Origin of the sequence: Nocardia sp. CA-151230 (genome assembly GCF_050942175.1) — a bacterium.
In the GTDB taxonomy this organism is placed as follows: domain Bacteria; phylum Actinomycetota; class Actinomycetes; order Mycobacteriales; family Mycobacteriaceae; genus Nocardia.
Map to the genome: position 1 here is coordinate 2478746 of NZ_CP192061.1, position 26620 is coordinate 2505365.

At 68.9% G+C, this 26620-nt stretch carries 30 protein-coding genes; 16 read left to right on the forward strand and 14 right to left on the reverse strand.

Annotation, left to right across the window (positions count from 1 at the left end; translation table 11 throughout):
- Positions 1 to 91: 91 nt before the first annotated feature.
- The 3 genes from dapB to ACQP1O_RS11215 are packed head-to-tail and all read left to right on the forward strand — an operon-like array spanning position 92 to position 2053.
- Positions 92 to 847, forward strand: a complete 756-nt coding sequence (gene dapB / locus ACQP1O_RS11205; protein WP_433565743.1) for a 4-hydroxy-tetrahydrodipicolinate reductase — start codon at positions 92 to 94, stop codon at positions 845 to 847.
- Positions 844 to 1350 carry a hypothetical protein gene (locus tag ACQP1O_RS11210; protein ID WP_433565744.1) on the forward strand — a complete coding sequence of 169 codons (507 nt, stop codon included), beginning with the start codon at positions 844 to 846 and terminating at the stop codon, positions 1348 to 1350. Before dapB ends, ACQP1O_RS11210 begins: the two co-directional genes overlap by 4 nt.
- Positions 1351 to 1405: 55 nt before the next feature.
- The gene (locus tag ACQP1O_RS11215; RefSeq protein WP_433565745.1) at positions 1406 to 2053 is read left to right on the forward strand and encodes a hypothetical protein; all 648 of its coding nucleotides are present in this window, start codon (positions 1406 to 1408) and stop codon (positions 2051 to 2053) included.
- A gap of 235 nt (positions 2054 to 2288) precedes the next feature.
- Here the strand turns inward: ACQP1O_RS11215 and puuE are convergent, their stop codons facing one another.
- The 6 genes from puuE to ACQP1O_RS11245 all read right to left on the reverse strand — a co-directional run bounded on the left by puuE (position 2289) and on the right by ACQP1O_RS11245 (position 7628).
- Positions 2289 to 3206, reverse strand: a complete 918-nt coding sequence (gene puuE, locus ACQP1O_RS11220; RefSeq protein ID WP_433565746.1) for an allantoinase PuuE — start codon at positions 3204 to 3206, stop codon at positions 2289 to 2291.
- Between the two features lie 91 nt (positions 3207 to 3297).
- Positions 3298 to 4329 (reverse strand): allantoicase, encoded by a 1032-nt coding sequence (gene alc, locus ACQP1O_RS11225; RefSeq protein WP_433565747.1) that lies wholly within the window; start codon positions 4327 to 4329, stop codon positions 3298 to 3300.
- The gene (locus tag ACQP1O_RS11230; protein WP_433565748.1) at positions 4326 to 5540 is read right to left on the reverse strand and encodes a DUF6986 family protein; all 1215 of its coding nucleotides are present in this window, start codon (positions 5538 to 5540) and stop codon (positions 4326 to 4328) included. The genes alc and ACQP1O_RS11230 overlap by 4 nt, the downstream gene beginning before the upstream one ends.
- Complete coding sequence (locus ACQP1O_RS11235) at positions 5537 to 6283, reverse strand: aspartate/glutamate racemase family protein (RefSeq protein ID WP_433565749.1); 747 nt, start codon at positions 6281 to 6283, stop codon at positions 5537 to 5539. The genes ACQP1O_RS11230 and ACQP1O_RS11235 overlap by 4 nt, the downstream gene beginning before the upstream one ends.
- A 75-nt stretch (positions 6284 to 6358) precedes the next feature.
- Positions 6359 to 7093: a GntR family transcriptional regulator gene (locus tag ACQP1O_RS11240; protein WP_433565750.1), complete on the reverse strand. Its 735-nt coding sequence runs from the start codon at positions 7091 to 7093 to the stop codon at positions 6359 to 6361.
- Positions 7094 to 7181: 88 nt separating this feature from the next.
- A complete protein-coding gene (locus ACQP1O_RS11245; protein WP_433565751.1) occupies positions 7182 to 7628 on the reverse strand; it encodes a MarR family winged helix-turn-helix transcriptional regulator in 447 nt (148 codons plus the stop codon).
- An 86-nt stretch (positions 7629 to 7714) separates the two neighbouring features.
- Here ACQP1O_RS11245 and ACQP1O_RS11250 point away from each other — a divergent pair, with 86 nt between their 5' ends.
- From ACQP1O_RS11250 to ACQP1O_RS11260, 3 genes are read left to right on the forward strand one after another with little or no spacing between them, the layout of a single operon-like run.
- A complete protein-coding gene (locus tag ACQP1O_RS11250; RefSeq protein WP_433565752.1) occupies positions 7715 to 9199 on the forward strand; it encodes a DHA2 family efflux MFS transporter permease subunit in 1485 nt (494 codons plus the stop codon).
- 4 nt (positions 9200 to 9203) lie between these two features.
- Positions 9204 to 9800 carry a DUF6817 domain-containing protein gene (locus tag ACQP1O_RS11255; protein WP_433565753.1) on the forward strand — a complete coding sequence of 199 codons (597 nt, stop codon included), beginning with the start codon at positions 9204 to 9206 and terminating at the stop codon, positions 9798 to 9800.
- 40 nt (positions 9801 to 9840) lie between these two features.
- The gene (locus ACQP1O_RS11260) at positions 9841 to 10998 is read left to right on the forward strand and encodes a lipase family protein (RefSeq protein WP_433565754.1); all 1158 of its coding nucleotides are present in this window, start codon (positions 9841 to 9843) and stop codon (positions 10996 to 10998) included.
- Positions 10999 to 11018: 20 nt separating this feature from the next.
- Here ACQP1O_RS11260 and ACQP1O_RS11265 read toward each other — a convergent pair whose 3' ends face one another.
- The 3 genes from ACQP1O_RS11265 to ACQP1O_RS11275 are packed head-to-tail and all read right to left on the reverse strand — an operon-like array spanning position 11019 to position 13051.
- A complete protein-coding gene (locus ACQP1O_RS11265; RefSeq protein WP_433565755.1) occupies positions 11019 to 12023 on the reverse strand; it encodes a PHP domain-containing protein in 1005 nt (334 codons plus the stop codon).
- 41 nt (positions 12024 to 12064) lie between these two features.
- Entirely contained in the window at positions 12065 to 12352 is a 288-nt protein-coding gene (locus ACQP1O_RS11270) for a hypothetical protein (RefSeq protein ID WP_433565756.1), read from the reverse strand.
- Between the two features lie 42 nt (positions 12353 to 12394).
- Entirely contained in the window at positions 12395 to 13051 is a 657-nt protein-coding gene (locus ACQP1O_RS11275; RefSeq protein ID WP_433565757.1) for a TetR/AcrR family transcriptional regulator, read from the reverse strand.
- A gap of 70 nt (positions 13052 to 13121) precedes the next feature.
- Between ACQP1O_RS11275 and ACQP1O_RS11280 the strand changes: the two genes are divergently transcribed.
- A complete protein-coding gene (locus ACQP1O_RS11280) occupies positions 13122 to 13592 on the forward strand; it encodes a VOC family protein (protein ID WP_433565758.1) in 471 nt (156 codons plus the stop codon).
- A gap of 33 nt (positions 13593 to 13625) precedes the next feature.
- Here ACQP1O_RS11280 and ACQP1O_RS11285 read toward each other — a convergent pair whose 3' ends face one another.
- Genes ACQP1O_RS11285 through ACQP1O_RS11295 form a run of 3 tightly spaced genes read right to left on the reverse strand, consistent with a single transcriptional unit; the run spans position 13626 to position 17049 of the window.
- Positions 13626 to 14720, reverse strand: a complete 1095-nt coding sequence (locus tag ACQP1O_RS11285; protein ID WP_433565759.1) for a saccharopine dehydrogenase family protein — start codon at positions 14718 to 14720, stop codon at positions 13626 to 13628.
- Complete coding sequence (locus ACQP1O_RS11290) at positions 14717 to 15658, reverse strand: alpha/beta hydrolase (RefSeq protein ID WP_433565760.1); 942 nt, start codon at positions 15656 to 15658, stop codon at positions 14717 to 14719. Before ACQP1O_RS11290 ends, ACQP1O_RS11285 begins: the two co-directional genes overlap by 4 nt.
- Positions 15658 to 17049: a flavin-containing monooxygenase gene (locus tag ACQP1O_RS11295; protein WP_433565761.1), complete on the reverse strand. Its 1392-nt coding sequence runs from the start codon at positions 17047 to 17049 to the stop codon at positions 15658 to 15660. Before ACQP1O_RS11295 ends, ACQP1O_RS11290 begins: the two co-directional genes overlap by 1 nt.
- Positions 17050 to 17148: 99 nt before the next feature.
- Between ACQP1O_RS11295 and ACQP1O_RS11300 the strand changes: the two genes are divergently transcribed.
- Positions 17149 to 17796, forward strand: coding sequence for a TetR/AcrR family transcriptional regulator (locus tag ACQP1O_RS11300; protein ID WP_433565762.1), 648 nt, complete (start codon positions 17149 to 17151; stop codon positions 17794 to 17796).
- A 71-nt stretch (positions 17797 to 17867) separates the two neighbouring features.
- Positions 17868 to 18347, forward strand: coding sequence for a DUF1992 domain-containing protein (locus tag ACQP1O_RS11305; RefSeq protein ID WP_433565763.1), 480 nt, complete (start codon positions 17868 to 17870; stop codon positions 18345 to 18347).
- Positions 18348 to 18491: 144 nt separating this feature from the next.
- Here the strand turns inward: ACQP1O_RS11305 and ACQP1O_RS11310 are convergent, their stop codons facing one another.
- On the reverse strand, positions 18492 to 18971 hold the full coding sequence (locus tag ACQP1O_RS11310; protein WP_433565764.1) for a MarR family transcriptional regulator: 480 nt from the start codon (positions 18969 to 18971) through the stop codon (positions 18492 to 18494).
- Between the two features lie 177 nt (positions 18972 to 19148).
- Between ACQP1O_RS11310 and ACQP1O_RS11315 the strand changes: the two genes are divergently transcribed.
- Both ACQP1O_RS11315 and ACQP1O_RS11320 read left to right on the forward strand, forming a co-directional pair.
- The gene (locus ACQP1O_RS11315) at positions 19149 to 19991 is read left to right on the forward strand and encodes an NAD(P)H-binding protein (protein WP_433565765.1); all 843 of its coding nucleotides are present in this window, start codon (positions 19149 to 19151) and stop codon (positions 19989 to 19991) included.
- 12 nt (positions 19992 to 20003) lie between these two features.
- Positions 20004 to 20636, forward strand: a complete 633-nt coding sequence (locus tag ACQP1O_RS11320; protein ID WP_433565766.1) for a hemerythrin domain-containing protein — start codon at positions 20004 to 20006, stop codon at positions 20634 to 20636.
- Between the two features lie 7 nt (positions 20637 to 20643).
- Here ACQP1O_RS11320 and ACQP1O_RS11325 read toward each other — a convergent pair whose 3' ends face one another.
- The gene (locus ACQP1O_RS11325; RefSeq protein ID WP_433565767.1) at positions 20644 to 21831 is read right to left on the reverse strand and encodes a cytochrome P450; all 1188 of its coding nucleotides are present in this window, start codon (positions 21829 to 21831) and stop codon (positions 20644 to 20646) included.
- Positions 21832 to 22343: 512 nt separating this feature from the next.
- Here ACQP1O_RS11325 and ACQP1O_RS11330 point away from each other — a divergent pair.
- From ACQP1O_RS11330 to ACQP1O_RS11350, 5 genes are all read left to right on the forward strand, one after another.
- Complete coding sequence (locus ACQP1O_RS11330; RefSeq protein ID WP_433565768.1) at positions 22344 to 23036, forward strand: TetR/AcrR family transcriptional regulator; 693 nt, start codon at positions 22344 to 22346, stop codon at positions 23034 to 23036.
- Between the two features lie 33 nt (positions 23037 to 23069).
- Positions 23070 to 23522: a flavodoxin family protein gene (locus tag ACQP1O_RS11335; protein ID WP_433565769.1), complete on the forward strand. Its 453-nt coding sequence runs from the start codon at positions 23070 to 23072 to the stop codon at positions 23520 to 23522.
- Positions 23523 to 23598: 76 nt separating this feature from the next.
- Positions 23599 to 24297, forward strand: a complete 699-nt coding sequence (locus ACQP1O_RS11340) for a response regulator transcription factor (RefSeq protein ID WP_354839345.1) — start codon at positions 23599 to 23601, stop codon at positions 24295 to 24297.
- Positions 24294 to 25583 (forward strand): sensor histidine kinase, encoded by a 1290-nt coding sequence (locus tag ACQP1O_RS11345; protein ID WP_433565770.1) that lies wholly within the window; start codon positions 24294 to 24296, stop codon positions 25581 to 25583. Before ACQP1O_RS11340 ends, ACQP1O_RS11345 begins: the two co-directional genes overlap by 4 nt.
- The gene (locus ACQP1O_RS11350; protein ID WP_433565771.1) at positions 25570 to 26616 is read left to right on the forward strand and encodes a hypothetical protein; all 1047 of its coding nucleotides are present in this window, start codon (positions 25570 to 25572) and stop codon (positions 26614 to 26616) included. The genes ACQP1O_RS11345 and ACQP1O_RS11350 overlap by 14 nt, the downstream gene beginning before the upstream one ends.
- Positions 26617 to 26620 lie beyond the last annotated feature (4 nt).

The window sequence follows — 26620 nt, forward strand, 5'->3', positions numbered from 1 at the left end:
GACCCGTGACGACCGCCAGCCCTGCGTTCCGGCGTGTCGCCGACCCGATAGGCTCGACCCGTTGCTGATTGGGCGGAGTGAAGGAGACCAGGTGACCACGAACCGGATCCGGGTGGGTGTGCTCGGGGCGCGCGGCAAGGTCGGGCAGGCCATCTGTGCGGGGGTCGAGGCGGCCGCGGATCTGGAGCTGGTGGCGCAGGTCGACAAGGACGACTCGCTGGAGGCGTTCACGGCCGCCGGAACCGAGGTCGTGGTCGACTTCACGCACCCGGATGTGGTGATGCCCAATCTGAAGTGGCTGGTGGAGAACGGGATTCACGCCGTGGTCGGCACCACCGGCTTCGATGCCGAGCGGCTGGAGCAGGTGAAGGGCTGGCTGGCGGCCAAGCCGGAGGTCGGGGTGCTGATCGCGCCGAACTTCGCCATCGGCGCCGTGCTGAGCATGCGGTTCGCCGAGCAGGCCGCGCGCTTCTTCGACTCGGTCGAGGTCATCGAGCTGCACCACCCGAACAAGGCGGACGCGCCGTCGGGCACCGCCTACCGAACCGCCGCGCTCATCGCCGCGGCCCGGGAGAAGGCGGGTGTGGGCCGCAGCCCCGATGCCACCAGCCAGGAGCTGGAGGGTGCGCGCGGCGCGGACGTGGACGGCGTGCGGGTGCACTCGGTGCGGCTGGCCGGACTGGTCGCGCATCAGGAGGTGCTGTTCGGCACGCAGGGTGAGACGCTCACCATCCGCCACGACTCGCTCGACCGCACCTCCTTCGTGCCCGGTGTGCTGCTGGGTGTACGCAAGACGCCGCTGCGCCCCGGCCTCACCGTGGGCATCGACCCGCTGCTCGACCTGTGAGCACGCCCGCCGAGAATCCTGCCGACGGCAATGGCCGCGAGGTCTTCAAGCGGGTCGGTTTCATCGCGGCCCTGGTGGTGGTGCTCGGGTTCTACTTCGTGCTGCTGGGCCGGATCGGGATCGACCTGATCGCCACCGGTAAGCCGGCCGCGGTGGGCCTGGGCATCGGCGTGTTCATCCTGCCGGTGCTGGGCGTGTGGATCGTGGCGACCAGTGTCCGCGCCGCCTTCGCCCACCAGCGCCTGGCCCGCCGCATGCACGAGGAGGGCGGCGAGCTGGATGTCTCCGATCTGCCGCGCCGCCCGTCCGGACGTATCGAGAAGGACGCTGCCGACGCGCTTTTCGAGCAGGTGAAGCAGGAGTTCGAGGCGGACCCGCAGAACTGGCGCACCAACTACCGCGCTGCCCGCGCCTACGACTACGCCGGCGACCGTACCCGCGCACGCGAAATGATGAAGCGCGCAGTGGAATTGGAGCGCGGGGACCGCCCCGGCGCGCGGTAGCCGCGATTTCGCAGGAAACCTGCCAGTAGGTTGCGGCCGGGGTAAAGTCCGCCCGGTGAGGTTCAAGGTGGGTTATGCGCTGGCGATAGCCTGCGCGACGATGGGGTCGCCTGCGGTGGGGTCGGCGATGGCACGCGCGGACGACGCGCCGTCCTGCATCGAGTCGGAGAACGGCTACAAACTCGAGTGGCAGGTCAGCTGGTCGATCTATCGGGCCGAGCAGCAGAATCCGGACGACGGCCGATCGGTGACGGAGGTGGATCTGCCCGTCACCATCGACGCACCGCTGGACAAGGTGTGGGACATCTACTCCGATGTCCGCAACGGTATCGGTCGCCACTCGTTCCTCAAGGACATCATCGTCCACAGCACCTGCGACGACGGCGACACGCACACCACGGATTTCACCGCGCTCGAGGACATTCCGACGGGCCCGGTCATCTTCCCCGGCCACACTCAGGCCGAGCAGATCCTGCACCCGGACGAGCACTACTACACCAGCGACAGCTGGGACGTCCCCAACGTGACCACCCACCAGGTGATCACCTTCGCCGACAACGGTGACGGCACGACCACCGTCAACGAGCATCTGACCTTCATCGCCGACGCGGCCCTGCTCGATTTCACCGTCAGCAACGGGGTGGCCGCGCACCAGGCGACCCAGGAGGGCATCAAGCGCGACATCGAAAGCGGAAAGCTCTGAGGCGGTTTCGATGTCGCAGACACAAACACGGCCCGGAACCTGATGGTTCCGGGCCGTATTCGTGGTTCCGCCGGCGCGTCCGGCCCTATCGCACACCGCGGAGGATGAACCGGGCACCCGTGACGGGCGGGTACCCGGTCGAGAGTGGCGTGCGAACCCGGCCGCACCGGCGTTCCCGTGCCGGGGTGATCGCGCAATCACCCCGGGTCACAGTGGTTTTCGGAGCTCGCGGCCGTCAGGACACGGGATGCACCGTGCGCCAGTGCTCGGCGATGTCGATGCGCCGCGCCAGCCACACCTTCTCGTGTGACTGCACGTAGTCCAGGAAGCGCTCCAGCGCCTTGGCCCGCGCCGGCTTGCCGATGATGCGGCAGTGCAGGCCGACCGACAGCATCTTCGGCGCACCCGCCGCGCCCTCGGCGTAGAGCACGTCGAAGGCGTCCTTCAGGTAGGTGAAGAACTCCTCGCCGTTGGCGAATCCGGCGGGGGAGGAGAAGCGCATGTCATTGGATTCGAGCGTGTACGGCAGGACGAGGTGATCCTGGCCGGCGACCTTCACCCAGTAGGGCAGATCATCGGCGTAGGAATCGGAGTCGTACACGAAGCCGCCGTGCTCCACCACCAGCTCGCGGGTCTGCGGCGAATCGCGGCCGGTGTACCAGCCCTTGGGCGCCTCACCGAAGAGCTTGGTGATGATGCGCACCGCCTCTTCCATGTGCGCGCGCTCGGTCTCGGCATCCACCATCTGGTAGGAGATCCAGCGCAGACCGTGCGAGCAGATGTCGTAGCCGTTGCGCTTGAACGCCGCGACGGCCTCCGGATTGCGCTCCAGCGCCCGCGCCACCCCGAAGACGGTCAGCGGAATATCGCGGGATTCGAACAGCCGCAGCACCCGCCAGAGTCCGGCGCGGGAGCCGTACTCGTAGATGGTCTCCATCGACATGTGCCGGTTCGGGAACGCCGCTGCCGGAACGATATCCGACAGGAACGTCTCCGAGGCCTCGTCGCCGTCGAGGACATTGTTCTCGCCGCCCTCCTCGTAGTTGAGGACGAAGTTGACCGCGATGTTCGCCTCACCCGGCCACCGCGGGTGCGGCGGGTTGGGGCCGTAGCCCACCATGTCCCGCGGGTAGTTCAGATCGAAATCGCTCATGGCTGCATATCCTTTCGGCGCGCTCGGGAGCCCTCCGTGGTTACGCGAGCAAGCGCGGGGAGGCGGGGCGGCGCCTCCGGGCCCTGACCGATCACGCCGGTTCATTTTCCAGCTCGGCGCGCAGTCGCGCCCGGGCTTCGCCGGTCAGGGTGCCGAAGAGCCGCAGCCGGGCCAGGCCGCCGTCGGGGAAGGCATCCAGACGCACCTGCACGACCGCCGCGTCCGCGTCGATCAGGAAGCGGTGGCGGGTGTCGGGCTGCAGGCGGGTGCGGCCCAGCAGTTCGACCTCGGTGCCGTCGGCGCGAATGCCGGTGAGGGCGCCCGCGCCCGGGCTGTTGAACAGGAAGTACGAGGTGTCGATCTCGACGGCGGTGATCACGCCCTCGGCGGCCAGCTGCACCAGCACCCAATCGTTGGTGTTCTTGTCGCGGCGGCGCGCGGTCTCCCAGCCGTCGCCCATGCTGCGGGCGCGGCCCGGCATGAGCACGTTCTGCGGGTGCGAGTAGAAGCGGTTGGAGCAGTCGGCGACCAGGCCGCCGTTCTCCACCGCGGCCAGGTCGAACGGGCCGGACTCCAGCCAGGCCAGGTCGGGCTTGGCGACGCCGTGCACGCGCAGGCGGGCGATGCCGCCGTCGGGGAACATGCGCAGCCGCACGTGGGTCCAGCGCTTGGGGGAGTCCACCGCGAACGGGTTCTGCGAATCGCCGGACACCTTGGCGCGCTCGACGACGGTGGTCCAGCCCTCGGCGGCGACCAGCTCGTCGACCGACGGATTGCCTTCCACCGCAATGGCTTCCACCGACACCTCGGGCGGGTAGTTGCCCTTGAACCAGGCGGTGTCCACCACGACGCCCTTGATCACGCCGGGCACGCCCAGGCGGACGATCGTGGTGTCGCAGTCGTCGCCGGCCGGGTGGTCGCCCTCGGCGCTGCGGCGGCGGCGGGTCTCCCAGCCGTCGTACACCTGGCCCTTGTGACCGAAGGTGGCGGGGGAGTAGGTGGCCTGCTCGGGCCGGATCAGGTTCTCCTTCTCGGCGAAGGCCTCGTCGTTCGCCCACAGCACGGCGCCACCCAGGGTGCGCACGGCCAGATCGGGAAGCAGTGTGAAATCAACGTCGCTCATAGCGCCGGAATCTTCCTCTCTCGCAATTGATGCAATACCTCGACAGTGGCTCTGGGGGCGATCGCGGTGACCTCGGCGGGTTCGAATGCGCCGCACTCCAATCCGCGCAGCACCACGGTCGCCAGCGCCTGCGCGGTGGCCGGTTCGTCCATCACCGCGCCGCCCTGGCGATCCAGGTAGCGGCCGATGCGCGGGGCGGCGATGCCCAGGCCCTCGCGGAAGAACGCGAAGGTGGCCAGCCAGCGGGTGACCAGGTGGCCCGCGCCCATGTCCCAGCCCTGGTAGTAGCCGCGCTCGAGCGAGCGTGTGACCAGGCGGAAGTGCCGCGACACCGCCGCGCGCACCTCCGCGTCGGTGCCGATCGGCAGCACCTGGGTGGAGCCGTCGCACACCCACACCCCGGTGGTGGCGGCCGCGGCCTGCATGACCGCCTTGGCGTGGTCGGCGACCGGGTGCTCCAGCGACTGGAACTTCGGAGCGATACCGCAGGCGGCGCTGTAATCGTAAGTGCCGTAGTGCAATCCGGTGCAGCGTCCGGCCGAGCGCTGGATCAGCTGGGCGACCGGGGCGGTGCCGTCGGCGGCGATGATGGCCTGCGGGCTCTCGATCTGCAGCTCGAACCGCAGCGATCCGGCGGCCAGCCCGTGGGCCGATTCGAGGGCCTCGCACAGCTGCACGGTGAGATCGGCCTGCTCGACATGGCGGATCTTCGGCACGGTGAACACGAAACCCTCGGGCACGCCGCCCGCGCCCTCGAGGACCTTCTCCAGGGTGCGCACGGCGCGCGCCCACTCCACGGTGGTGAGGCCCTTCATGCGGATGCCGCGCGAGAACACTTCGGCCGGAAGGGCTTTCAGCACCGCGCCGGCGTGCAGGGCGTCGCGGTCCTCGACCTCGTCGCCGCGGGTGCCGTAGCCGTCCTCGAAGTCCAGGCGCAGGTCCTGGATGGGGCGCTCGCTCAGGGTCCGGAAGACCCGCTCGACGACATCCTCGCCGGCCAGCTCGACCAGCAGGTCCCGCTGTTCCGCCGCGAGTTCCAGTGCGGCCGCGCCCCATCGGGCGGGCAGGTCGATCGAGGCGTCCGCGCCGGAGGCGTACGCGGTGTGCACCGGCTGCCCCGGGCGGTCGCCCGGGTAGAGCCGCAGCAGCTCCGAATCCACAGCCCGCAAACGGGATTCGATCCCGTTCCATGTCTCCGGTGGCAGCGTCACGCCTGAGCCTCCTGTTCTTCGATGCCGAAATCGGCGAGCAATCCCACATACGTCTTCGGCAGTGGGGCCGCGAATTCCCCGCGGCCGGACTTACGCAACTTCATGGTGACCAGCGACTGCACGGTCAGCGTGGCGGCGGCGACGCCGTCCACCACGGGCACCCCGACCTCCTCGGTCAGGTACTCGCACAGATCCGCCATCCCCGCGCAGCCGAGCACGACGGCGTCCGAGTTGTCGGCCAGCACGGCCTCCCGGCAGGCGTCGGCGATGATCTTGCGCGCCTCGGGATCCTCGAGTTCGAGCACCGGGATCTCGCAGGCGTGCACGTTCGCGCAGAACCGTTCCATCCCATAGCGTTCCGTCAGCTCCCAGGCCCGGCCGGCGGTGCGGCCGAGAGTGGTGACGACACTGAATTTCCGGCCCAGATGGCTGGCCGCCTGCATGGCCGCCTCGGCGATGCCGATCACCGGGCCGCGCGCCAGCTCGCGCGCGGCGTCCAGGCCGGGATCGCCGAAACACGCGATGACGTAGCCGTCCACGCCCTCGGCCTCGCCGCGCGCGATCTCGGCCAGCAGGCCGGGCACGGCCAGCGCCTCGTCGTAGTGGCTCTCGATGGAGGCCGGGCCCATGTCGGGGTTGACGGCGTCGACCACCGTGCCGGGCGCGGCGACCAGGCGCGCGCTGTCCCCGATGAGCGCCGTCATCGCGGCGGTGGTGTTGGGATTGATGACCCGAATCCGCATGGATCCACGCTATCGAACAGAAATGGCTCCGGCGTTGCTTGAACCGTATATGTTCGAAAGCCCCAGGCTCAGGGGTTATATATCTTCTTCACCTGGGGGTTCGGCGAACAAACCGGTGTCGGTTGGCAGATGCGAGAGTACGCCGTTCAAGCGTGTGTGATGCCCCTCGGTGGCCGTCAGCAATGCTTCAGCATCCCTCGCCAGGAAGGCCTGCAGCTGCTTGCTGTGGTCGGCGTGCAGCACCACGCGATCCATGGTCGACACATGCACCATGGGCTGCACGGGTTCGGTGATGTTCCAGGCGTATTCGAGCATGTGCACCACGCGCGGCATGCCCGACGGGCGCACCAGGGCCAGGTGGAAGTTGCGGGTCTCGCGGTGATAGGCGACCGCGTTCTCGGTGAGCACCGCCTGCTCGAGGCGGGCGTGGATCTCGCGGGCCAGCTGATGATCGGCCTCGGTGGCATTGTGCACGGCCGCGGCCAGCGCGGCGGACTCCAGGCGCTCGCGCACGATGTACAGCTCGCGCAGCTCGTCGGCGGTCAGCATGGTGACCTGGTAGCCGAAGTTGGGCCGGTGCTCGACCAGGCCCTCGCCGATCAGGGTCTGCAGCGACTCGCGCACCGGGATGGCGCTCACGGTGAATTCGCGTGCGATCTCGCCCAGGGGCAAACCGGTACCGGGCGGCAGGTTTCCCTCCAGGATCAGCCGGCGCAATTCGCCGAGAATCTCCTGCTGGGAATAGCCGCGGCGGGCATCCAGCGGCGGGTTGAGCTGAGGCAAACGGGGTAGGCGGGGGCGAGAAGGCACGGACCCAACCCTAGCCCTACGCGTAACCGGGTTCACAGCCCTCGCCGGTTGTGAGCCACTTCGCTGCGGTTGCCCGGCCGCGTGTGGGTCAGCTCTCGTCGGTGTCGTAGCCCAGGGCCTTGAGCGAAAGCCGGTGCAGGGTATCCCTTTCCGCCGGGGTCAGGCGGGCGAGCAGCACATCGGTGGCGGCGGCGATCTTCGCGTCGGTCTCCGCGCGGACCCGATTGCCGGCGGCGGTGATAGCCAGACGGTATTTCCGGCGGTCGTGTGGATCGCGGCTGCGGGTGACCAGACCGGCCTTCTCGAGGCTGTCGATCAGCCGCACCACTTCGCTGCGGTCGATCTCGAGGACGTTGGCCATCTCCTGCTGGGAGATCTCACTGCTCTCGGCGAGGTAGGTGAGCACCCAGTGCTCGCGCAGGGGTGTCCCGAGGTGGGAGTGCATCGCCTTGTGCAGCTTGCCCAGTGCGTAGGTCGGGTGGCGCAGCAGGCTCGGGGGATGGGCCTCGGCCGGGACGGGAGGTTCTTCGGGCACCCGCTGATTATATCTATTGTTGAGTTGCTCAATCATTGATACTGTCTGCAATTGAGTTGCTCATCAACTATTGAAGGAGAGGTCCGATGACGCAAATGCGTTCGGACACCAGGACATCCGGTGCCGGGGGAACTCCCGCCCGGGCTCCCGTACCCACCGATTCCGGCAAGATCCCCGCGCATGTCTGGCGCACCGCCGGTGTGGTGGTGTTCGGCGCGGTCATGGGCATGCTGGACACTTCGCTGGTCAATATCGGGCTGCACACCATCGGCGCGGATCTGGGCGCGTCGCTGGCCACGATCCAGTGGGTGGCCAGCGGATACCTGCTGGCCCTCGGTGTTTCGCTCACCATGTGCGGCTGGCTGGCGCGGCGGGTCGGCGTGACCCGGCTGTGGATGGCAGCGCTGGTCGCTTTCACCCTGACCTCGGTGGCGTGCGCCTTCGCGCCGACCGCGGGGTGGCTGATCGGAATGCGCGTCCTGCAAGGACTTGCGGCGGGGCTCATGATCCCGGCCGGGCAGACCATCCTGGGTCAGGCGGCCGGGCCGCAGCGTATGGGCCGGGTCATGGGTGTGGTCGGCATCGCGGTGGTGGGCGCGCCCGCCATCGGGCCCACCATCGGCGGGCTCATGCTGGCGCACTGGAGCTGGGAGTGGTTGTTCCTCATCAACATTCCGTTCGGACTGGCCGGATTGGCGCTGGGGTTGCGGTATCTGCCACGGACCAGCGGGGTGGCGACACAGCCGCTCGACGTGATCGGACTGGTGCTCGCGGGTGGCGGCGTATCCGCGGTGGTGTACGGGTTGTCCGAGGTCGGGACCACGGGATCGGTGACCTCGCGGTCGGTGTGGCTGCCCGTCGTGCTCGGGCTCGCGGGCCTGGCCGGATTCATCGCCCGTGCGCTGCGCGGTGAACGGCCGCTGCTGGACATCCGGATGTTCGGCAACCACGCCTTCCGGGCCGCCACCGGCGCCAGCTTCTTCGCGGGCGGCGCCATGTTCGGCGTCATGGTGTTGCTGCCCTTGTACTTCCAGGTGCTGCACGGCACCGGGCTCATCCGCACCGGCGTCGATCTGCTCAGCTACGGCCTGGGCGGCATCATCATGCTGCCGCTGGGCGGGCGGCTGACCGACCGGTTCAGCGGCGGCCGGGTCGCGGTGCTCGGCAACCTCGCCATCGCCTGCGCCGTACTGCCGCTCGCGTTCCTGCCGGTCGGCGCGAACGGAATCCTCATCCAATTCCTGCTCTTCGCGGCGGGTATGGCCACCGGCGTCGGCGCCATGCCGCTGGTTTCGGCGGCGTATGCGGCCGTCCGGCACGAGCAGCTGCCCGACGCCACGGCCTTCGTGAACATCCTGCAGCGGGTGGGCGGCGCCGTCGCCGTGGCGCTGGTCGCCGTAATCCTCTCCCGGGCAACATCATCCGGCTGGGCGCCGGTGTCCGGCTACCACCTCGCCTTCGGGGTCCTCGCCGCCCTCTCGGTGGCGGCCTCCGCGGGGTCGCTCGTCCTGTACCGGCTGCAGCGGCGGGCGAAAGCGGCTGCCGCCGAACCGGTTCGCGCGCGACAATGAACGGGTGAACGAGCCGGAATCCCTCGCATCCCGCAGGAACCGCGTCGAGCGGTTCCTGCGGGATCGCGGCACGGAGACCATCGACCATCCCGGCGGGACACTGCTCGCCCACCTGGGCCGGGTCTCCGACACGCTCGCGGCGTGGGGACATGACGGCGACCTCCAGCTCGCCGGCCTGGCCCACGCGGTGTACGGCACCGACGGATTCGGCGTCTCGCTCGTCGAATTATCCGATCGCGCAACGGTTGTCGAGTTGGTCGGCGCTCGGGCCGAGGGGTGGATCTATCAGTACGCCGCCTGTGATCGCGGAACGGTCTATCCCCGTCTCGACGCGGATCCCGTGCGGTTCCGGGACCGCTTCACCGGCGGCGAATTCGAACCCTCCGAGCCCGATTTCCGGGCCTTTCTGGAGCTGACGGTCGCCAACGAGCTGGACGTGCTGGCGCAAAATGCCGAACTGGCAGCGAAATACAGCGCGGGGCTCTACGAGCTCTTCGCGCGTGTCCGCCCCCACCTCTCGCCGGCCGCCTGGTCCGCCTGCGAAGGTCGGCTGGCACCTTTCCCCGGCCCAGGGCGGTCGCACCAGCTAGATTCGAGTTAATCGAGGCGGCTGTCATCGAACCCCGATCCGAAGGAGTGGCATGCGAGCAGCGATTGTCTTCTCGGCACTGGCTGCCCTGTTTCTCACCGCGTGCGGCGCCGCCTCCGACACGACCGCGTCAAAGGCGGACTCTCCCGGGACGCTGGTCTCACAGCGATCGCTGGGCAATCTCGATCCCGCCTTGACGGCCGCGATGTCCTCGGCCACCTATATCCGCTATCGATCCACCTCCCCGGCAGGGAAATCGATCGAGGTATCGGGCGCGGTCTTCCTCCCCACCGGTGACGCCCCCGCGGGCGGCTGGCCCGTCATCGCCTTCGCCCACGGCACCTCCGGAGTCGTCAGCGCCTGCGCCCCCACCAATTCGCCCACCCTCTTCGGCTCCGCCGCGACGGTGGCCGGACTCCTGGCCGGGCACCGAGCCGTGGTGATGACCAACTATCAGGGTCTCGACGGCCCCGGCAACGCCCCGTACCTGGACTCCCGGTCCTCCGGCTACGACGTCCTCGACTCGATCCGCGCCGCCCGCTCCGCGGGTCTCCACCTGTCCTCCGACACCGTGCTCCTCGGCGTCTCCCAGGGCGGCCGCGCCGCCGAATCAGCCGCCGAAACCGCGAAAGCCTATGCGCCCGGCCTGAATCTGCACGGTGTCGTCCTGCTGTCACCCGCCCTGGAACTCCAGCTCGTCGACACCGTCCGCACCGGAACCCTCAACGCTCCCGACCAATATCTGATCATTCCGTATCTCGTTGCCGCAGTACGTGACACCACCCCCGACTACCGCTACGACCAGGTTCTGCACGGCGACCTGCTCACCGCCGCACCCCATCTCGAATCCGCCTGCGCCGGCACCCTCACCCCTGCCGACCTCGCCCTCGGCCACGCCGCGACCCCCGCCGAGGTCGCCTTCACCGACGACGCCGCAGCCCGCCCGTTCACCGACTTCCAATCCCGCACGAACCTCCCGCACTCCGCCACGCCACTCCCCACCTACATAGCCCGCGGCGACGCCGACAAACTGGTCGACACCGCCTGGTCCACCGCCGCGATCTCCAAGATGTGCACCCTGGGCACCCCGGTCCACGACCTCACTGTCCCCGGCGGCCACGACGCCCCCGCCGGCGTCATACCCCAGTGGTCGTCCTGGATCGAAGACCTGTTCGCGAACAAGCCTTTCCAATCCACCTGCCCCCATTGATCCACCGCGCTCGTCCCACACTAGGAACCGGCCCAGCTCAGCAGTTCGTCGAGTGGCCAGGTGTTGATGATGCGGTCGGCGGGGACGCCATTGTCGAGGGCGCGCTGGGCGCCGTAGCCGAGGAAGTCGAGCTGACCGGGGGCGTGGGCGTCGGTGTCGATGGAGAAGTGGCAGCCCAGGCCGAGGGCCAGGTTCAGCAGGCGGGTGGGCGGGTCTCGGCGTTCGGGGCGGGAGTTGATCTCGACGGCCACGCCGTGGTCACGGCAGGCGGAAAAGACCTGTCCGGCATCGAATTTCGATTCCGCGCGGGTGCCGCGGTTGCCTTCGACGAGGCGGCCGGTGCAGTGGCCGAGGACCGTGGCCCGGCCGCCGGATACGGCGCGCACCATGCGGCGGGTCATGGCGGCGGCGTCCATCTTCAGCTTGGAATGGACGCTGGCGACCACGATGTCGAGGCGGTCGAGCAGTTCGGGTTCCTGGTCGAGCGTGCCGTCGTCGAGGATGTCGACCTCGATGCCGGTGAGAATGCGCATGGGCGCGAACCGGTCGCGGAGTTCGTCGATGACATCCAATTGCTGCCGTAACCGATCCGGTGAGAGCCCGCTGGCGACGGTCAGGCGGGGTGAGTGGTCGGTGAGTGCGCAGTATTCGTGCCCCAGCGCCCGCGCGGTGGCCATCATCTCCGTGATGGACGCCGATCCGTCCGACCAGTTCGAATGCACGTGCAGGTCGCCCTTCAGCGCGGCCCGCAACTCGCCGCCTCCGAGATCCTTTGCGGCGGTCCGCAATTGGATCAGCGTGTCCGGCTCCCGCCCGGCCCACGCCTGCGCGATCACCGCCGCCGTCTTCGGCCCGATCCCCGGCAGCGACTGCCAGTCACCGGCCCGGCCCAGCCGTTCCCGCTCGGTATCGTCGAGCCCCTCCACGATGTCGGCGGCATTGCGATAGGCCATCACCCGCCGGGAATCCTCCCGGGCCCGGTCCTTGAAGAACGCGATCATCCGCAACGCGACGACAGGATCCATGCCCTTCAGTGTGCCCGCGGAACCCGGCGAAGCGGTCGCGGTTACGGGCGTGTGGCGCGGCGCAGCAGGACCGCTGAACCCGCCGCGACCACCAGACCGCCGGCGATGAGGAATCTGTCCGTCGAATCGCGCAGGGACCGTTGCTCGTTGAAGGTCCTGACCACCGGCCGGCCCTTGGCGGTGTCGTGGCATTCCTGCCCGGGTTCGAGGGTGTGGCCGGAGCATTCCAGGGGCAGGAACAGCCGGACGATTCCGGCGATCAGCAGCGCCAGGCCGACGGCGATTCCGATGGTGTGGGCGATTCTGAGTGAGCGCCGGGTGGGCCGCATGGCATTCCTCGAGCATGGACACTGCGTTCCGCAGCGCGTGGATCAGGCTTCCGGAAGCGTAGAGGGCGTGGTCGCCAGGCGCAGCCAGGTGCCGGAGAGCCATCGCTCGTAACCGTCCGGATCCATGCCGAGCGTGCGGGCCATCAGGTTGTAGGTGTCGGCCTGGCCGAGTGGACCGACGGTGGCGATGATCCAGTCCAGATCGGCGTCGGGATGCAACAGGCCGTCGGCGTGCATTCGACGCCAGATGTCGGCGATGTGCTGCTGCGTGGCGGCGCGCCCGGCCTGGGCGGCCTCGGCGATCAGCGGTTCGCTGGCCTCGGCGGCCACCGCGGCGGCGATGACCGGGGCGGCACGCTCCATCAACTCGCGGGCTCCGCGCGCGTAGGCGGTGACCCGTTCGTCCAGTGTGGGCGCGGTGGCGGCCCGGATGTGCCAGTCGCGGTGTGCCACATCGATGTCCTGCATATCGCCGACGATCGCCACGTCGATTGTCCGTTTGAGCAGCTCCGCCTTTGACCCGAAGCGCAGGTAGACGGTTCGCGAGCCCACCTCGGCGGCCTCGGCGACCGCGGCCAGGGAGGTCGCCGCGTACCCGTCGGCTATGAACAGCCGCCGCGCCGCGTCGAGGATCTTCCGTTCCGTCTCGGCCTTGCGCGCGTCCCACAGCGGGGATGTCTTCTTGACACCGGAGCTCATTCGCTGCATCCTTACTGCATCACTACAGCGATGCTGCATCATTACACTGGTACTGCAAAGGATAGCAGCGATGATCCCCACACTCGCCGGGGTGCATCACCTCAAACTCCCCGTGTCGGATCTGGCACGGTCCATCGACTGGTACCGCACCCGCCTCGCCTACAAAGTCGGCGTCGAATTCCGTGAGCAGGGCGACCTGAGGGGTGTCGCCCTGCATCACCCGGCAGGCGGCCCCATGCTGGGCCTCCGCCTCGATCCCGAAAAGGCAGCCGCCGCAGCCGGATTCGACTACTTCTCGATCGGTGTCCCCGACCGCACCGCCATGGAGGCGCTGGCCATGCACCTGACCGCCCTGGGCGAATCCCACGCCGGCGTCCATTTCGCCACCATCGGCTGGATCCTCCCCGAACTACACGACCCGGACGGCCACGAAGTCCGCTTCTACACCGTCGAATCCCACACCGACCTGGGCGACGAAGCGCTGACGGTCGACAACGCCCGCGAAACCGCGGAAGCCCTGGAACGCAACGAGACTCACTAGCCGGATTCGCTGCCGGTGGACAGCCGACCGCGGTCACACCGGGACGAGCCCGAGGTCGGCGCAGCCGTGGAGGAGGGCGTCGAATCCGAACGCTTCGACGGGGCCGACCACCCCTGCGTCACGGAATCGGTTCGTGGCGAGTTGCTGTGCGGCCCAGGCGATCAGCTCACCGGTGAGGGCGTAGATGCTGGGGCCCTCGAGGTGGATCTCGGCCACGGTGCCGTTCTCGTCGGAGGCGACCGCGACGACATGGGTGCCGGTGCGGGCGCGTTCGGCGGCGTCGGGACCACCCGGCGGGCCGATCACCGGCCGCGTCAGGCCGTCGATCACGCTGCGGCCGCCGGGAATTCGCGTCGCGATCCCGGCGAACGCCGACAACAACACGGCCGCGCGGCTCAGGCCGGGAAACCAGCCGTTGTAGACGGTGACCGCGTCGAGTTCGGGGAAAGTCACCGGGAGACAGAGCACTTCGGTCCCCGACACCAGAAAGGCATTCCGGCGGCGACCGCGGACGGTGAACCCGTGCACCCGCGACGCGGTGCGCTCCTCGATCAGCCGCCGCCCCCGCCACCGCGCCGACGGCAGGGTCACGCCGTCCCGCATCGTGGTGCGGGTGCCCCGGCTGAGCCCGCGCCACAGCGGACCGGTGGCGAAGTAGCCGATGTCGACCGCACGCACCGCGGGCCCGCCCTGCATCGCGGCGAGGGTCCCAGCGAGAATGCCGGGCACATAGTCGTATCCGAACGCGGGCAGCATGACCGCGTCGGCGGCGTAGGCCCGGGTGTGCAGTCGTCGCCGCAGCTCGCGCACGAATCCCACCTCGCCGGTGGAGTCGATGTAGTGGGCGCCGACGGCCGCGGCCGCCTCCGCGACCGGGTAGCCGAACCGTTCGAACGGGCCGACGGTAGTGATGAGAACGTCGCCGCGACCGGCCAGATCGGCGATGCTCGCCGGATCGGTGACATCGGCGAAGGCGTAGTTCAGGCCGCCGGCGCGTTCGGCGCGTTCCCGGACGGCCGCGCGATTGCGTCCGGCCAGAACCGGTTCGATGCCCCGGCGCAGCAGCGACTCCAGGACGAGGTCGCCGGTGTAGCCGGTTGCCCCGAGCAGCACGGTGCGTCCGGTCATGCCTGCGTTTTCCCTTCGGCGCCGAGCGGGACACGGCGGCGCAGGAAGTCGAGCTGATCGGCGACGACGCGCTCGAAGGCCGCATCTCGATAGATGTCGAAATGTCCGTCGGCGTAGGTGCGGACCTCCCCGCGCGGCGCCCGGGCCGCATAGCGCAGCGTCGGCTTCGCCGGTGCGACGGAATCGGTTTCGCACACCGAGAACAGGATCGGCACCTCGATGCGGTCGGTCAACCGGCCCGGCCGATCGGTCAGGATATCGAAGACGACGCGGGCCGCGGCCTCGTTGCGGAAGTCCGCGCCGGGCGGAACCAGTGCGAGATAACCGGATTCGGCATCGGGCGCGGTCATCAGCGCGGTGCCGTCCACGGGCCCGGCGGTCGTGATCATATGCGGCGCACGGCCCAGCAGTGCCCCGGCGACGTCACGCACACCGGCGAGGGTGGCCTTGACCGAGTTGACCGGCGGAATGGCCAGGGTGGAGGCGATGCCGTCGGTGAAGGGGCACTGGGCGATGGCCGCGACCAGTCCGGCCGGGCGCTGGGCCGCGGTGTAGATGGCGTGCCCGCCGCCGAAAGAGGTGCCCCAGGCCACGATTCGGTCGCCGTCCACCTGCGGCAGGTGCCCGGCGAAGGAGATCGCGGCAGCCCAGTCGGCGCGTTGCCTGCGGGTCGACAGCAGATACCGCGGCATGCCCTCGCTGTCGCCGAAATGGCGGTAGTCGAAGACCAGGCAGGCATATCCGGCGGCGGTGAAACGCTCGGCGTAGGCGGACAGGCCCATGGCGCGGATCGCGCCGAGCCCGTACGCCATGACGATCACCGGCGGCCGGGACCCGGGCCGGTGCTCGGGCAGATAGAGGGTCGCCGCACAGTGCGACCCGCCCTCGGACGGGAATCGCACATCGTGTTCGCTTGCGCCCGTGGTGTTCTCGCTCATCACGCGATCGCCTCGGCGTCGCGGGTACGGCGGGCGGCGACACTCGCGGTCGGTCGATCGACGGGATGGATCCCGCCCGGCCGTTGCGCCCCGCGGCGGCGCTCCAGCCGCAGATCGCGCATGTAGTCGTCGAAGTCGACCTGGATGGTGTGGCGCTTGGACGCCACGTACCGGCGCTGGATACCACGCTGGTGCGCGGTGATCTCCCGGTCCATCTCGGCCGGTCCGGGCAGGTGGTAGCGGCCCTGCAGGTGGTCGGCGATGAGGTGGGCCTGGCGTTCGGCGATCGGCATGATCGCACCCAGCGGCTGCACCAGCCCGACGAAGTACAGGCCCGGCACCTCCGGGTGGAAGACGCGGCGGTACAGGCGCATTCGATTGTCACCCGACGGATCCAGGAACCCGGAGTCGAAAAACGGGAAACTGATCTTGTAGCCGGTGCAGAACACCACCAGATCCGCGGCCACCCGGCGGCCGTCGGCGAACACCACCTCGTCGCCCTCGAAGCGATCGATGGTCGGCATCGGCGTGATCGCCCCGTGCGCGAGCCGATCCAGGATCCGGCTGGACATGGTCGGATGCGCCTGGGCGAACTTGTGATCCGGCGCGGGCAGCCCGTAGCGGGTCATCGGCCCGGTCGCCGCGGACATCAGCTTGCGGGCCAATGGCCAGCGCAGGAACGACGGAAACCATTCGGCCGCTCCGATCCGGTCATACGGGCGGCCCCACACGTACTTCGGGATCACGTGCACCCCGCTGCGCGCCGAAAGATAGGTCTCGGCGGCGTGATACGAGGCGTCGACGGCGATGTCCATCGCGGAATTACCCATGCCCAGCACCACGACCCGCTTGCCGGTCAGCTGCGCTTCCTCGGTGTAGGCGTGCGAGTGCATGATCTCGCCGCGGAATTCGCCCGCGCCGGGGAACATCGGCTCGGGCAGGCGGGGATCCCAGTGGTGGCCGTTGGCGACGAGGACCGCGTCGTAGACCACGGTCTCGCCGGTCGACAGCGTGACGTCGAAGGTGCCGTCGGGCCGCGGCTGCACGTGGTCGACCCCGGTGCGGAACCGGATGCGGTCGCCGAACCCGAAATGCCGTACGTACGCATCGAAGTAATCGGCGATCTGATCGTGGCGGGCGAAGTCGGGCAGGTGCGCGGGCATGGGGAAGTCGCTGAACTCCATGCGCTGCCGCGAGGTGTTGATGTGCAGCGACCGGTACGCCGCCGACACCCCGTTGCTGTTACCCCACACCCAGTTGCCGCCGACCCGGTCGGACAGCTCGTAGCAGTGCACATCGATGCCGCGTTCGGCCAGCACCTTCACCGCGGTGATACCGGCGGAGCCCGCGCCGATGACGCAGACCCTGGGTTGGTTGGAATTGTTGGACATGACTCGGACTCCTTTATGACCAGTGGTCATATGACCACTGGTCACTGTAGGATGTAATCCGTCGCACAGTCAATAGCCCGCGGGCAGAGGAGATCGGTGATGCCGACAGGAACATGGGACCGGCTCCCCGCGCCGCGCCGGGCCGCCGTGGTGGCCGCCGCCGAGGCCGAATTCGCCGCCCGCGGGTTCAGCGGCGGCAGCCTCAACACCATCTGCCGCGAGGCCGGCGTCTCCAAGGGCAGCCTGTTCCAGTACTTCGCCGACAAGGCCGACATGTACGTCTACCTGGCGGAACTGTCCAGCGAACGGATCCGCTCGTCCATGGAGGCGACCGCGAGCAAGCTGGACTGGGAGAGTGACTTCCACGGCTCCCTCGACGTCCTCCTCGAAGCCTGGATCCGCTACTTCTACGATCACCCCCTCGAGCGCGCGATGACCGCCGCCGCCAATCTCGAACCCGACCCCGTGGCCCGCACCGCCGTCCGGGAATCCGTCAACCGCCACTACGTGGCCGTGCTGCAACCCCTCTTCGACACGGCGACCGCAGTGGGTGCCCTGCGCGCCGGTGCCGACACCCAGGCCCTGCTCTCCCTACTGCTCCTCATGCTGCCCCACCTGGCCCTCGCCCCCCACGTCCCCGGCCTGGATCCGCTGCTCGGTCTGGCCGCGGGCGACGCCGACCACGCCGTCGCCACCGCCCACCGCTTGGTCACCACCGTGTTCGACCCCTACCGCGCCGACAGCTGACCCGGCGCCGGAAGGGGTCTCACCATCGCGCGCTCATCCGGCTGTCTCGCGGCGATCGGTAGGATCGGGTCATGGCCGAGCGCAAGCCGCCCGGGCTCTCCTTCGAATCATGGATCGACAAACAGGTCCGCGAGGCAACGGAGCGGGGCGAATTCGACAACCTGAAGGGTGCGGGTCAACCCATCCCGCCCGGCGCCGCCGACGAAGACTGGTGGCTCCGCAACTATCTGAAGCGCGAGGGCCTGGGCGGCGACGCCCTCCTCCCCGAATCGATCATCCTGCGCCGGGAACGCGAACGCATCCAGGAAACCGTCCGGAACATGTTCTCCGAGAGGGATGTCCGCGCCACGGTGGCCTCCCTCAACGACCGCATAGTCCACTACCTCCGGATGCCAACCGGCCCCCACGTCCCGATCGGCCCCCTGAAGGTCGACGACGTCGTCGAAACCTGGCGCGCCGAACGCAAATCCGCCCGCCCGCCCCGCACCCCCGCCCCGTCCCCGGCCGCCCCCATCGAACGGTCATGGTGGCGAAGACTTTTCAGAGGCTGAGCCGCCCGTGGACGGACGGCTGGTCCTGGTGAGCGGCCTCCCGGGCGCAGGCGGGCCACCCTGGGCGCCGCCCTCGCCCGCTGCGGACGTGGCCGGGTGTCGTTGTCGCCGTTGGGATTCCGTTATGAGTGAAGGTGGCCGCGGCTACTGGAGTTCGCGGCCGGAGTCGTGGCCTGCGATGGCGCTGCGGCGGAGGAATCCCGCGATGAGCTGGAGTTGGTCGGTCGTGTAGTCGGCGCAGATCTCGTCCAGTGAGCTGTTCATGCCCGAGAGTAGGTGGTAGAGCTCGCCGAGGCGGTCGGGGAGGGTGCGGACCACGACCGAGCGCCGGTCGGCCGCGGCGCGTTCGCGGACGATCCAGCCTCCGCGCTCCAGCCGGTCGAGGATGCCGGTGAGGGTGGCGGGGTGCAGTCCCGCGGCGCGGGCCAGTGCGGTGGGGCTGATGGGGCCCTGGCTGTTGATCACGTCGAGGCAGTCGACGTCGACGTCGCGCAGTTCCAGGCGGACTCCGACCTGACGGTTGAGCATGGCCAGATTGCTCCGCAGCCCGCGCATCGCGCCCTTGATGTCGCCTGCTGCGCGCCGGCGCAGTCGGGCTTCCTCGCGATCCGCCGCAGCACTCACCACGCCTCCCATCGGCTCGTATGAGGTTCGTACTTTACGTCACCCGTAGTTAGCCCTGGATGAGCCTCGACCTGCGAATGTGCTGCGGAGTGGGTGATCTGTCTCACCTTGTAATACGAAACTCATAGCATCTAATATTTGAATTATACGAGATCCGTACAAAGATAGGGGTTCACGATGATCGTCATCACCGGTGCGACGGGAGTCGTCGGCCGCGAAACCATCCAGCTCCTACTGGAATCCGGGCAGCAGGTGACCGCCGTCAGCCGGAACCCGCAGCGGGCGGCGCTGCCCGCGGGCGTGAGCGTGGTCGGTGGGGATCCCTCTGACCCGCGCTCGCTGGGTCCGGTGTGGGACGGCGCGGAAGCAGTGCTGATCAGCCCGCGCGCGGTCGGAGCGGCGGTCGCCGACCTACTGGCCGCGGCCGCTGCGGCCGGCGTGCGCCGCGCCGTGGTCGTCTCGGCGCTGACGGTGCAATACCCGGCGGGAGAACCACGCTTCGCCGACGGATTCCGGGCCGCGGAACAGGCCGCGCAGAATTCCGGCCTGGACTGGACGGCCTTGCGCTGCGCGGACTTCGACGCCAACACGCTGGCCTGGGCCCCGCAGATTCGCGCCACCGGAACCGTCCGCGGCGCGTACGCCGAGGCCGCCACCTCGCCGATCCACCAGCGCGATATTGCCGCCGTCGCGGTTCGCGCGCTCACCGAATCAGGCCATGGCGGACGCGCTTACGTCCTCACCGGCCCGGAGTCACTCGACCAACGCGACAAGGTGCATATTCTGGGCAAGGCCCTGGGCGCCGACCTGTCGTTTGTTGAAGTCGCACCGGACCAGGTGCGGGCCGCGCTGCTGGCCCAGGGGCTACCCGAGGAAGTTCCGGCCCGGCTGCTCGGCTCTCTCGCCGACTATGCCCGCACCCCCGGCCCCACCACCGGCACCGTCGCGGAATTGCTGGGCCGGCCCGCGCTCACCTTCGCGCAGTGGGCCGACGAGAACACTTCCGCATTCCAGAACTGAAGGGATCCACCGATGTCCGTCGACTTCCCATTGAATTCCGAACCCATCGACTTCACTCCGATGTATGCCACTCACAATGCTTTTCGCCGCGATCTGGGGCGTTTGCGCGAAGCCGTCGACGCAGGTCGGATGGACGCTCCCGGCGTGCGGGCGGGCTGGGCGAACTTCAAACGCCAACTCGACGTGCATCATTCGGTCGAGGACGCGGTGCTGTGGCCCTCGCTGCTCCGCGCGATGGCCGACCGGCCCGTCGAACTCGCGCTCATCGCCGACATGCAGGCAGAGCACGCGCACTTGGATCCGCTGCTGGCCGTCGTGGACGAGGCCATCGCGCGCCGAGGCGCGAATCTCGGTGCGTGCGTGCGGGAACTGACCGAAGTCCTCGGCGATCACATGCAGCACGAGGAGGTTGCCGTCTTGCCGCTCATCCAGCAGGAACTGACGGCCGCGGACTGGGCAGCCTTCCGCTCCGCGATGGCCCGGCGTCAGGGCCCCTCCGGCGCCGCCGTCTACATCCCGTGGATCCTCGACGACGTCACCCCCGAGGAGAGCCGCGCGTTCCTGGGTGCCATGCCCGCCCCGGTCGGCATCCTGAATCGCGTGGCGTTCCAACCTCTTTACCGCCGCAGCCGCCTGTGGCGATAGCCGATTCTCACGGGGTCGGGACGGCCAGCGGCAGGGCAGGCGGGAAGATCACCGGAACCGCGGCGGGTGCGCGGTGGAACGCGCTCGGCCGCCATTCGAGTTGGTCTGCGGGGATTGCCAATTCGATCTCGGGTAGAACGTCGAGCAGTTGGTCCAGTGCCTCCTGCACGATGACCAGGGTGACGGATTGGGCCGGGCACGACCGTGATCCAGCGCCCCAGGCCAGATGCGAGCGGTTGCCGATGCGGTCGCCGGCCACCGCCGGATCGGAATTGCATCCGGTCGAACTGATGATTACCGGGTGGTCGGCCGGCACCCACTCATTCTCGACCAGCTGCGGCTGACGGGGAAAGCGGGTGCAGGAGTTGGCCAGCGGAGGATTGACGAACAGCACCTCGTCGATCGCGTCCCGCACGGTCAACGCACCGGCGAGCAGATCATCGTGGAACTGCTTGTCCGTCAACATCAACAGCACCGTGTTGACGATCAGATTCCAGGTGGGCTCGCTGCCGCGGGCATAGAGGACCGCGAGCTGCGCCACGATCTCGGCGTCGTCGAGCCCGGCCGGGTGCGAGATGAGCCGCGAGATCACGTCCGTGCCGAGTTCGCTCCGCTTGGCGGAGACCGCCTCCAGCAGGTCCCCGGTCAGGCGCTGGTTATAGCGGTCCGAAGTTTCCTCGTCGGGGGCGTCGCGCAGGACGGCCATTGCGTCGAACACCCGCTCGCCGACCTCCTGGGACAGGCCGAGCAGATTGTTGACCACCCGCACGGTCAGCGGCACCGCGAACTGGTCGAGCAGGTCGGCCTTTCCCGCACTACAGAATTCGTTGATCAACGGCACCGCGGCGGCCTCGACCTCGCGCCGCAGTGTGAACAGGTCGACGGCGCGCAGCGTCTCGAGGTAGGCGGGCCGATAGCGCGTGCGGTGTTCCTCCTCCGCGCCGGAACCGATCGTCCCCCACTCCATGATCGGCAGGACGGGACAGTTCTCCGGAAGACTCGACTCCCAGGCTCTCGGATCGGCGGGAAAGCGATCGGGATCACTCAAAATACGCAGTGCCGCACGGTATCCGATCACCAGCGTCGCCGAAACTCCCGCCGCCACTTCGACCGGGACGAGGTGGCCGTGCTCGCTCCGCATCCGGTCGTACGCGGTGCGGGGATCGGCGGTGAACTCGGGCGAATACAGCTTCATGCGGCCTCGAACATGTCAGTTGCCAAGGTGTAGCTCCCATGGACGGATGGTGCGACCAGTTCCACGACCCTCGGTGCAACGATCACACAGGATCGAGAACGGTCGGTTTTGCTGCTGGAATGCTGGTGGCGCGTATCCACTTGCCGGGCAATCGGATACATCGATGCCGTCTTCAGTTCGCCAGCAGCACTCCCGCTTCGAGTCAATGATCAGCGTTCACTTCCCGGACACATTCACCCGCGAGATGTGTTTCGCTGGAACGCGTTTCGGTGATGTGCAAATCCTACCGCAAACCTCGATGAAGTCGCAGCGAACACTGAGGTGGAGGGTTGCGTCCGTCATCGCCCCCGGTCACGGCCGCAGCCATGGTCAATTGCCGAGGCCAGGGAACATCGAGTCCGATACCTGTTCGGCCGCAACGGCTCAGGCGTTCAGACCGATGTTGCAGCACGTTCACCACTGTGTGAATTACGAACTCTCGCGGCATCGACCGACGGGCGGATCGGGGCGCCATGGGAGTTCGCGAGCGGATTCTGCAGGCCGCGCTGGAGTGCTTCGGCGAGGACGGCTACGAACACACGACGATCGCCCGGATCCGGGAGCGGAGCGGCGTATCCAACGGATTGTTGTTCCATCATTTCTCCAGCAAGGAATCCATCGCGGGCGCGCTGTACGCCGACACCATCTCGTCGATCCACGACGGCTACCGGCAGGTGCTCGCCGCCGGGCCGGGCACGCTGAGTGACGTTGTGGGCGGCTTCATCCGGTATCAGCTGCGGTGGATCGAGTCGGATCCCGTACGCGCACGATTCCTGTACTCGCAGGGCCGGCTGGAGTGGTCGTCCGATGACGGCCGCCGAGTGCGGTCGATGAACGGCGACATCGCCGAGGCGTATCGCGAATGGCTGGCTCCGCTCATCGCCCGCGGCGAGGTGCGTGATCTGCCGATGGCGGTGATGGTCGCCATCGTCACCGGCCCCGCGCACGCGCTGGCCACCCAGTGGCTGGCAGGCCAGCTGCCGGGCGCTGTCGTCGACTACGCCGACGATCTCATCGATGCCGCCGTCGCGGGCCTCAGCGGCAGCCCGGCACCGGAACGAGCCCCACGCCGCACCGAAGCACGAGTGCGCGTTCAACTACTCGATGCTCAGGGCGGCGTCCTCGCCGAAACCGAGGTCGGCACGACGCTCAACCCATCGACGTGATGAGCGGCGAGCGCACGTCAGTAGGCTCGGGATGTGCCGACTCTGTTGATCATTCATCACACGCCGTCGCCGTTCATGCAGGAGATGTTCGAGGCGGTGGTGGCGGGTGCGACGGATCCCGAGATCGAAGGGGTCGACGTCGTCCGGAGGGCGGCCCTGGGCGTGACGGCGAGTGATGTACTCGCGGCGGACGGGTACCTGCTGGGGACACCGGCGAATCTCGGATACATGAGCGGAGCGCTCAAGCACGCGTTCGACACCTTCTATTACCCGTGCCTGGATTCGACCAAGGGGCGGCCGTACGGGCTGTACATCCACGGCAATCAAGGAACCGAGGGCGCCGAGCGGAGTGTCGAGAGCGCGACGACCGGACTCGGCTGGGAGAAAGCCGCCGCGCCGGTGATCGTGTTGGGGAAGCCGGAGAAGGCGGAGATCGAGCGCTGCTGGGAATTGGGGGCCACCGTCGCGGCACAGTTGATGGAGTGAGCCCCCGATTTCTGGTGGCTGACACATTCGGTGGCTCGCCGGTCATACTCGAGGGGGCGTTCTCGGGGAACGTCACTTGGGAGTGTGGGAAGAGGTGACGGCCGCCGTGGAGGCGCAAGAGTCGGGGATACGCCGCATCGGGCTGGTCGAGGACCATGAGTCGGTGGCGATCGGGTTGTCGGCCATGCTGGCCCCGGAAGCCGATCTGGAGTTGGTGATCACGGCGGGGACCGTGGCGGAATTGCTGTCGGCGGGGCCGCGATTGGATCTGGTGGTGCTGGATCTGCGGCTCGCGGACGGGTCCTCGCCCGATGACAATGTGCGGGCGCTGCGGGCGCGGGGGATCGAGGTGCTGGTGTTCACCGGGGCGGACAATCCGTTCCTGGTCCGGTCGGCCGCCCGGGCGGGCGTGCTGGGTGTGGTGCGCAAGTCCGAGGACATGCCGACGGTGGTCGCGGCGGTGCGCCGGGCCGCGCACGGCGAACAGGTGGTGACCACCGACTGGGCCGCCGCCATCGACGGCGACCCCCAGCTGTCCGATGTCGGGTTGAGCCCGCGCCAGCAGCAGGTGCTGCAGCTGTACGCGTCCGGGGAAAAGGCCTCGCGGGTCGCCCGCATGACCGGCCTGTCCGAGCAGACCGTCAACGACTATCTGGGCCGCATCCGGCAGAAGTACGCCGACGCCGGCCGCCCGGCCCCCACCAAGACCGATCTGTACAAGCGGGCCGTCGAGGACGGGTGGCTGCCCGTTCCCGAGCGGAATCCGCGGACATGACGGCCTCGGGCACCCTGGAATCCACGGCCGCACCCCGGCCGATGCCGTCCCTGGCGGCATTGACCCAGCGCCTGCGCGGCCGCCTCAGCATGCGGGAGGACCCGGCCACCGCCGCCTACGACCGCATCATGCGGCGGCTGGGCATCTCCATCGGCATCGCCGGCATCATCGTCGGCGGCGTCGAACTGCCGGAGGTGGCCGAGCAGGGCCGCTACGCGCCGGACTGGTGGACGGTGACCGCGGTGGTGCTGGCCTTCGGCTGGTATCCGATCATCGCCGTGGTGTCGGCGGTGTCGGGTCCGCGGGCCATCCGCTTCGTCTGCGGCTGTGCGGCACTGAGTTTCCTGGGCGCCCTGGCCTCCATCCCGTTCGGGCTGGAAATTCACACCGTGGACGCGACCACGGTGTGGCCGTACCGGGTGACCGCGCTGGCGGTCACCGCGGCGGTGCTGGCCTGGTCCAGCCGGGTGACCGTGATCTATCTGCTGGCCGCCGCGACCTCGGCGGCGCTGGCCACCGTGTACACGCTCAGCACGGTCACTCCGCAGCATGTGACCGAGAACTTCCTGCGCTCAGCGGGTTTGGCAGCCCTGTTCGTCTGGTGCGGCACCGCCGCCACCGGCGCCGCGGCCCGGGTCGACCGCGAATCCGCCATCACCAGCCGCCGCGCCGCCGCCCAGGCCGCCGCCCAGTCCCGTGACCGGGAGCGTGCCCGCTTCGCCGCCCTCATCCACGACGCCGTGCTCTCCACCCTGCTCGAGGCGTCCCGGGCCGGCACCAGATCCGACGTGCTGCAACGCCAGGCCGAACGCACCCTGGAGCAGCTCGACGAATGCCGCGGCGCGCAGCGCGATCCCGACCTGCTCGACGCCCGCTCCGCGGTGCTGTTCCTGCGCGGCGCGGTGCAGGAGATCAATCCGAGCATCCGCTTCGCCACCCGTACCTGGCCCGGCTACGACGACCTGCGCATGCCCGTGCACTCGGCCAGCACCATTGCCGCCGCGCTCACCGAGGCGGTGCGAAACAGCCTGCGCCACGCCGCCGTTCCCGGCCGGGAGGTGCGCCGCACCGTCACCGCCACGGTCAGCGCGGGCAGCATTCGCATCGTGTTCAGCGATGACGGCGCGGGTTTCGACCTGGCCGCCGTCTCCGCCGATCGCCTCGGCATCTCCATGAGCATCCTGGGCCGCATGCGCCAGCTGGCCGGCGGCTCGGCGTTCGTGGAATCCCAGCTGGGCGAGGGCACCACCGTGACCCTGGTATGGGGTGGCGATGGCTCACGCTGACAGCTCCGGTATCGACCTGGAACCCCGGTTCGGGCTGCGGGATCTGCTCGGGCTGCGCGGCAGCACCGCCTGGCTGTTCCTGCTCATTCTCGAGGCCGTCATCGCGCTGTACATGATGCGCAATTTCGGCCAGTCACCGCCGTGGGCGGCCTTCGCCAGCTTGGTGCTCATGCTCAGCGCGGGCGCGCTGGTCACCGCGATTCCGGTGGACCCGCTGCCGATTCCGGTGGCGTTGTACGCGGCCGCCGCACCGCCGGTCGCCACCGCTCTGACGGTCATGACCCCCACCCACGATCTGCCGAACGAGTCGGTGTGGTCGGCCTTCGCCTCGTCCTATGTCCTCGCGGTCCTGGTGCTGCGCGGGCGGATTCGCACCGCGTGGGCCGGCGTCATCGCCGTCGCGACGGTGCTCGTGGTCCTCGGCCTGGGCTCGCATCTGCAGCCCGGCACCCTGGTCGGCTCGATGGTCCCAGTCGGTACCGTCACCGCGATCTCGGTCTTCACCGCGGTCATGCGCCCCATGCAGCGGTCACTGCGCATCCTGCGCGAGGACGCCATGATGCGGGCGGCGGCCGAGGCCACCATGGCCGCCGCGGACAGTGAGCGCACGCGTCAGCTCGCCCGCCTGGACCGGGTGGCCCGGCCGATCCTGGAACGCATCGCCGACGGCGCGGAGCTGACCGCCACCGAACGTGAGGAATGCCGGCTGCTGGAAGCCGAACTCCGTGACGGCCTGCGCGCACCGCAGCTGGTCACCGACGAGCTCAGCGGCGCGGCCCGGGGTGCGCGGGCACGCGGCGTGGAGGTCGTGCTCCTCGACGACGGTGGTTTCGCGGGCGTCCCCGAATGGGTGCGCAAGCGCGTGATCGATGCCGCCACAAAGGAACTCGACGCCATCAACGCCGGCCGGATCACCGTCCGGGTGCTGCCGCTGGGCCGTCACGTACTGGCCACGGTGCTGGCGACGGCCCCCGACGAGGACCGCCGCACCGAGATCGACACCGACGGCAAGGTCACGACCATCACCGATTGATCGG